The following is a 5332-nucleotide window of genomic DNA, read 5'->3' as shown; positions in this document are numbered from 1 at the left end:
CAGGTCGCGCAGCCGCTGCACCACCGCAGCCGGCGTGCCGGCCGGCACATAGGCCGCGAACCAGTAGCCCATGTCGTAGCCCTTCACGCCGGCCTCGTCGATCGTCGGCACCTCGGGCAGCAGTGGCGAGCGCTGCGCAGTGGAAATGCCCAGCGCGCGCAGCTTGCCGGCCTTCACCTGCGGCACGCCGGTGGAGGTGTCGGTGATCATCAGGTCGATCTGGCCGCCCAGCAGGTCGGTGATCGCGAGCGGGTTGCTCTTGTACGGCACATGCAGCAGGTCGACGTGCGCCATCTGCTTGAACAGCTCGCCGGCGACGCGGCTGGACGAGCTGCCGCTGCCGAAGCTCAGCTTGCCCGGTTGCTGCTTCGCCGCGGCGATCACGTCGGCCACCGTCTTGTACGGCGAGTTCGCGTTCACCACCATCACCTGCCCGCCCTTGCCGAGGCCGGTGACCGGCACGAAATCCTTCACCGGGTCGTAGGGCAGCTTCTTGTAGAGGTGCTCGTTGGCCGCATGCGTGGTGTTGGTGGTGATCAGCACGGTGTAGCCGTCGGGCGCGGCGCGCGCCACGCTCTGCGCCGCCAGCATGCCGCTCGCGCCGGCCTTGTTGTCGACGACGACCGCCTGCTTGGTGTCGACGGTGACCGACTGGCCGAGCGCGCGCGCCAGCTGGTCGGTGGCGCTGCCGGCCGCGAACGGCACGACGAAGGTGATCGGCTTGGCCGGCCAGGCCTGGGCCTGCGCGTGCAGCGGCACGGCGGCGAGCGCCGTGAGCGCCAGCGCGGCCGCGAGCAGGGAACGGTACATCTTCATCGTTTGTCTCCGGTGTGGTTCTTGGATTCGTCAGCGATCGAGCGGCGGGCCGGCGAGCAGCGGCAGCAGCGTGCGCGGCACGCGCAGCGGCAGCTCCAGCAGCAGGAAGGACAGCGCCTTGCCGTGGCCGTCGAGGTTCAGCGAGCCGTTGACGCCGCCGTCGAGCACGTCGTCGAGCACGAAGTTCATCGCGTGCAGCAGCGGCAGCAGGTGGCGCACGATGCGGCCCGGGTGGCGGTGCGCGAACTGGCGGCGCACCGCGTCTTCGTCGATCTGCGCGACCAGCAGCGGCCACAGCTGCGGGTGCCAGGCGATCAGGCTGATGTTGGCGCGGTCACCCTTGTCGCCGGTGCGCGCATGCGCGGCGCGGTAGAGCGGGACCTCGACGTTCATCTCGTCGCTCATGCGCCCTCTCCGTTCGRCAGGAATGCGAAACCCGCCTCGACGCGCTCGCGCGGCACGCGGCAACTGGCGATGCCCAGGCGGCGGCGCAGCGCGGTGCGCACGCCGCCGCCGCCGGCCGGGCCGCAGGTGTACAGCGCCGTCACCTCGCGCGCGAGGCGTTCGGCCTGCCGGCGCTCTGCATGCTGCAGCGCCACGCGCAGGCGCACGTCTCGGCCGTCGTGCTCACTGGCGCTGCCGTTCCAGCGGCCAGCGTCGTCGGCGAACACGCTGCTGACGCCGATCAGGTCGGCGCGCAGCGTGCCCAGGCCGTGCAACCGCTCGCGCAGCACCTCGGCCGCGAGCCGCGCGCGCGCCTCGGCCCGCGGGCCGGCGTACGAGATCTCGCCTTCGGCCAGCCAGCCGGTCTCGTGGCATACGTTCACCTTCAGCTGCGCCGGCCGCGCATGGCCGCGCACGCCGTCGAGCCGCACGCGGTCGGGGCCGAGCTGCCGCACCTGCGCCTGGCCGATGTCGGCCACGACGTCGGGCGTCAGGTAGGCGAAGGGGTCGTGCACCTCGTAGAGCAGCTGCTCCTTCACGGTGTGTTCGTCGATGCGCCCGCCGGTGCCGGCAGGCTTCGTGATGACGCAGCCACCGTCGGCATCGATCTCGGCGATCGGATAGCCGAGCGTCGCGAGGCCGGGCACGTCCTTGTAGCCCGGGTCGGCGTAATAGCCGCCGCTGACCTGCGCGCCGCATTCGAGCAGGTGCCCGGCCATCGTGGCGCCGGCGATGCGGTCCCAGTCGTCGAGCGCCCAGCCGAAGTGCGCGAGCGCCGGGCCGACGGTCAGCGACGGATCGGCGACCCGCCCGCAGACGACGATCTCGGCGCCGGCGCGCAAGGCATCGGCGATCGCCTCGGCACCGAGATAGGCGTTGGCCGCGACGATGTTCAGCGCAGCCGCCTGCGGCCCCAGCGCGTCGAGCAGCAGGCCGCGGTGCGCATCGCCCGCGAGGTCGTCGCCCGACACCACCGCGATGCGCGGCACCCGCACGCCGAGCTCGCGCGCCAGCGCCGCGATGCGCTGCGCAGCGCCCTGCGGGTTGGCCGCGCCGAAGTTGCTGACGATGCGCAGGCCGCCGGCCAGGCAGCGCGCGAGCACCGGCCGCAGCAGGTCATCGAGCAGCGGCTCGTAGCCGCCCAGCGGATCGTCGCGGCGCGCCAGCTGCGCCAACGCCAGCGTGCGCTCGGCCAGGGTCTCGAAGATCAGCACGCCGGGGCCGCCGGCGGCGAGCAGCGCATCGACCACCGGGCCGGCCGCATCGGTGCGGTCGCCCGAGAAGCCGGCGGCGCAACCGATGCGCAAGGGTTGTCGATTCATGGTGCCGACTGTAGGCAGCGGCGATTAATATGGGAATTCGCAATTTCGGATGAGTTGATCTGCAATGCAAATGAATGTCTCGACCCGGCAGCTGCGCGCCTTCGTGCTGCTGGCGGGGCAGCGCAACTTCACACGGGCCGCGGCGGCGATGCACCTGTCGCAGCCGGCCTTCAGTGCGTTGATCCGCCAGTTGGAGGAGGCGCTCGGGCTGCGGCTGTTCGACCGCAGCACGCGCTCGGTGGAACTGACGGCCGAGGGCCGCGAGTTCGAGCTGTCGGCGCGGCGCGTGCTCGACGAGTTCGACAGCGCGCTGGCCGGCGTGCGCGACCAGGCCGCGCGGCGGCGCGGGCGGGTCTCGATCGCGCTGCTGCCGTCGCTCGCGGCCGGCTGGCTGCCGCCGGTGCTGGCGGGGTTCCGCGCGGCCTGGCCGGGCATCGAGCTGCAGGTGGCCGACGTGCTGTCGGAGCCGTGCATCGAGCTCGTGCGCAGCGGGCATGCGGATTTCGCGCTCGCGGCCACGCGCGCCGAGACGCCCGAGCTGCGCGCCGAGCCGTTCTGCAGCGACGACTTCCACCTGGTGTGCCCGGCGCGCCATCCGCTGGCGCGCCTGGCCGAGGTGCGGCCGAAGGACGTGGCGGCCTGGCCCTTCATCCACCTGTCGCGCACGTCGAGCGTGCGGCAGTACCTGGATGCCGCGACGCATCCGCAGGTGATGAACGCGGTGCTGGAGGTCGACCAGCTCGCCACCGTGATGGGCATGGTGCGCGCGGGGCTGGGCGTGAGCATCGTGCCGTGGCTGACGCTGTTCCACTTCAAGGCGCCCGGCGTGGTCACGCGGCCGCTGGCGTGGCCCGGGCTGCAAAGGCAGCTCTACCTGGTGCGGCGGCGCGACCGCGGGTTGTCGGTGGCGGCGCAGGGGCTGTATGAGTGGGTGATGGCGCGGCCGCCGGAGGGGACGAAAGCGGCGACCAAGGTCAGCCGCGCCACTGCCGTCAACCGCAAGAAGCCGATCCGCAGTCCGTAATCCGGAGCTTGATCAGAACGGGCCGCTCTCCAGCCAGCGCTCGATCTGCGGGCGCCGATCGTTGCCCCAGAAGGGTTCGCCATCGATCACGAAGAACGGGGCACCGAACACGCCGGCCGCGATCGCCGCGTCATTGACCTGGCGCAGGCGGTCCTTCCAGACCGGATCGGTCCAGACGCGCTCGGCCGCGCCGGCCTCGAAGCCGAGATCGGATGCCAGCCCGGCCAGTGCCACCGCATCGCCCAGGTCGACACCGCGCGTGAAGTACGCGCGCAGGCACAGCCGGGCCCAGGCCACGGCGCGCTCCGGATCGCTGTCGTGAAGAAACCAGAACACACGCGAGGCGTTCTGCGTGGCGATCGGGAATTTCGCCGGCATCGCGAGCGGCACCCCGGCGAAGCGCGCCGAGCGCTCGAAGTCGTGCAGCGAGTACTCGCGCTTGACCGGGTGCGAGACGGGGCTCTTCAGCTCGGCGGCCTGGAACACCGCGCCGAGCATCACCGCCTTCCACGCGACGGTGCGGCCATGGCGCGCCGCCAGGGCCTCGATCCATTCGGAGGCGATGTAGGAATACGGCGAAGAGAAGTCGAAGTAGAAGTCGATGGGGGTGTTCATGGCAACAGTGACTCGGGATGATCGCGAGGGACGAGGCGAAGGTAATCGTCGAGGCCCAAGCTGCCCAGCGGCTTGACGAGAACCCGGACGGTGTGAGTGATGTCACCGAGCTGCGTGCCGGCGCGGCGCCTGACTTCGGTGTAGCCCTGTCGCTCCCAGAAGCGCTCCGCCCTGGTGTTGCCGACAACGGCGCCGAGGCGGATCCACAGCGCCCCTTGCGCCTTCAGCCAGGCCTCGAGCCCGGCATACAGCAAGGCGGCGGCACCCGACCCATGCAGTGATGTGGCCACGATGAACAGGCCGATGTGCCACACCCGCGCTGCCAACAGGTTGGCAGTGATCGACGCCATCGCGATCAGGCGCCCGCTGTCGTCAGCGAAGACCAGGATGAACGCATCGTCGAACGGCATTCCCACCGGCGGCCGGTCCTCGAACTCCTGCCGGGCCTCGTCGGCACGAGGTGCCATGCCGTTGACCGCGACGAAGTAGTCGGGATTGGCGACGAAGAACGCCTGCAGGTCCGGCAGATCGGATTCGGTCAGCTTCCACGCCGCGGCTCCTGCGGTGGTGAAGAGGCGATGCGACAAGGGTTCGGAAGTGTTCATGCCAGTTGTCCGCTCAAGTGAAACTGTCTCCGCAGTGCGGAGACAGTCTTCCGGCATCACCCCGCCAGCGCCCGCCCGATCAGGATCTTCTGCACGTCGCTCGTGCCCTCGTAGATCTGGCACACCCGCACGTCGCGGTAGATGCGCTCGACCGGGAAATCGCTGACATACCCATACCCGCCATGGATCTGGATCGCCTCGCTGCACACGCGCTCGGCCATCTCGCTCGCGAACAGCTTGCCCATCGCGGCCTCCTTCAGGCACGGCTGGCCGGCATCCTTCAGCCGCGCCGCGTGGTGGATCAGCTGCCGCGCCGCCTCGATCTGCGTCGCCATCTCGGCCAGCCGGAACTGCAGCGCCTGGTGCTCGAAGATCGGCTTGCCGAACGCGACCCGCTCCTTCGCGTAGCGCAGCGCCGCCTCGAAGGCCGCGCGCGCCATGCCCACCGCCTGCGAGCCGATGCCGATGCGCCCGCCCTCCAGCCCCGACAGCGCGATCTTCAGCCC

Annotated in this window: 7 protein-coding genes; 1 reads left to right on the top strand and 6 read right to left on the bottom strand. The window is 70.8% G+C overall.

Annotated features, from left to right (window positions below; genetic code table 11):
• The 3 genes from AC1D01_RS19340 to AC1D01_RS19330 all read right to left on the bottom strand — a co-directional run.
• The coding region (locus AC1D01_RS19340; RefSeq protein WP_477869112.1) for a Bug family tripartite tricarboxylate transporter substrate binding protein at nt 1-816 on the bottom strand (816 nt) is incomplete at its 3' end.
• Nucleotides 817-846: 30 nt separating this feature from the next.
• On the bottom strand, nt 847-1221 hold the full coding sequence (locus tag AC1D01_RS19335) for an AtuA-related protein (protein WP_477869110.1): 375 nt from the start codon (nt 1219-1221) through the stop codon (nt 847-849).
• Nucleotides 1218-2582 carry an acyclic terpene utilization AtuA family protein gene (locus AC1D01_RS19330; RefSeq protein ID WP_477869108.1) on the bottom strand — a complete coding sequence of 455 codons (1365 nt, stop codon included), beginning with the start codon at nt 2580-2582 and terminating at the stop codon, nt 1218-1220. Before AC1D01_RS19330 ends, AC1D01_RS19335 begins: the two co-directional genes overlap by 4 nt.
• Before the next feature lie 70 nt (nt 2583-2652).
• Between AC1D01_RS19330 and AC1D01_RS19325 the strand changes: the two genes are divergently transcribed.
• The gene (locus AC1D01_RS19325) at nt 2653-3606 is read left to right on the top strand and encodes a LysR family transcriptional regulator (RefSeq protein WP_477869106.1); all 954 of its coding nucleotides are present in this window, start codon (nt 2653-2655) and stop codon (nt 3604-3606) included.
• Between the two features lie 12 nt (nt 3607-3618).
• Here AC1D01_RS19325 and AC1D01_RS19320 read toward each other — a convergent pair whose 3' ends face one another.
• The 3 genes from AC1D01_RS19320 to AC1D01_RS19310 all read right to left on the bottom strand — a co-directional run.
• Nucleotides 3619-4221 (bottom strand): 2-hydroxychromene-2-carboxylate isomerase, encoded by a 603-nt coding sequence (locus AC1D01_RS19320; RefSeq protein WP_477869104.1) that lies wholly within the window; start codon nt 4219-4221, stop codon nt 3619-3621.
• Nucleotides 4218-4826, bottom strand: a complete 609-nt coding sequence (locus AC1D01_RS19315) for a GNAT family N-acetyltransferase (RefSeq protein ID WP_477869102.1) — start codon at nt 4824-4826, stop codon at nt 4218-4220. The genes AC1D01_RS19320 and AC1D01_RS19315 overlap by 4 nt, the downstream gene beginning before the upstream one ends.
• A 56-nt stretch (nt 4827-4882) precedes the next feature.
• The coding region (locus AC1D01_RS19310; protein WP_477869100.1) for an acyl-CoA dehydrogenase family protein at nt 4883-5332 on the bottom strand (450 nt) is incomplete at its 5' end.

The sequence above is a fragment of the Rhizobacter sp. P3_B12 genome, assembly GCF_056402895.1.
Note: the sequence above shows the minus strand (reverse complement) of the source record. Positions and strands in the feature narration are given on the sequence as shown.

What these genes read in the sequence shown, in the direction of transcription:
- AC1D01_RS19335 (WP_477869110.1), bottom strand. Translation starts at nt 1,221, where the DNA reads ATGAGCGACGAGATGAACGTCGAGGTCCCGCTCTACCGCGCCGCGCAT.
- AC1D01_RS19325 (WP_477869106.1), top strand. Translation starts at nt 2,653, where the DNA reads ATGAATGTCTCGACCCGGCAGCTGCGCGCCTTCGTGCTGCTGGCGGGG.
- AC1D01_RS19320 (WP_477869104.1), bottom strand. Translation starts at nt 4,221, where the DNA reads ATGAACACCCCCATCGACTTCTACTTCGACTTCTCTTCGCCGTATTCC.
- AC1D01_RS19315 (WP_477869102.1), bottom strand. Translation starts at nt 4,826, where the DNA reads ATGAACACTTCCGAACCCTTGTCGCATCGCCTCTTCACCACCGCAGGA.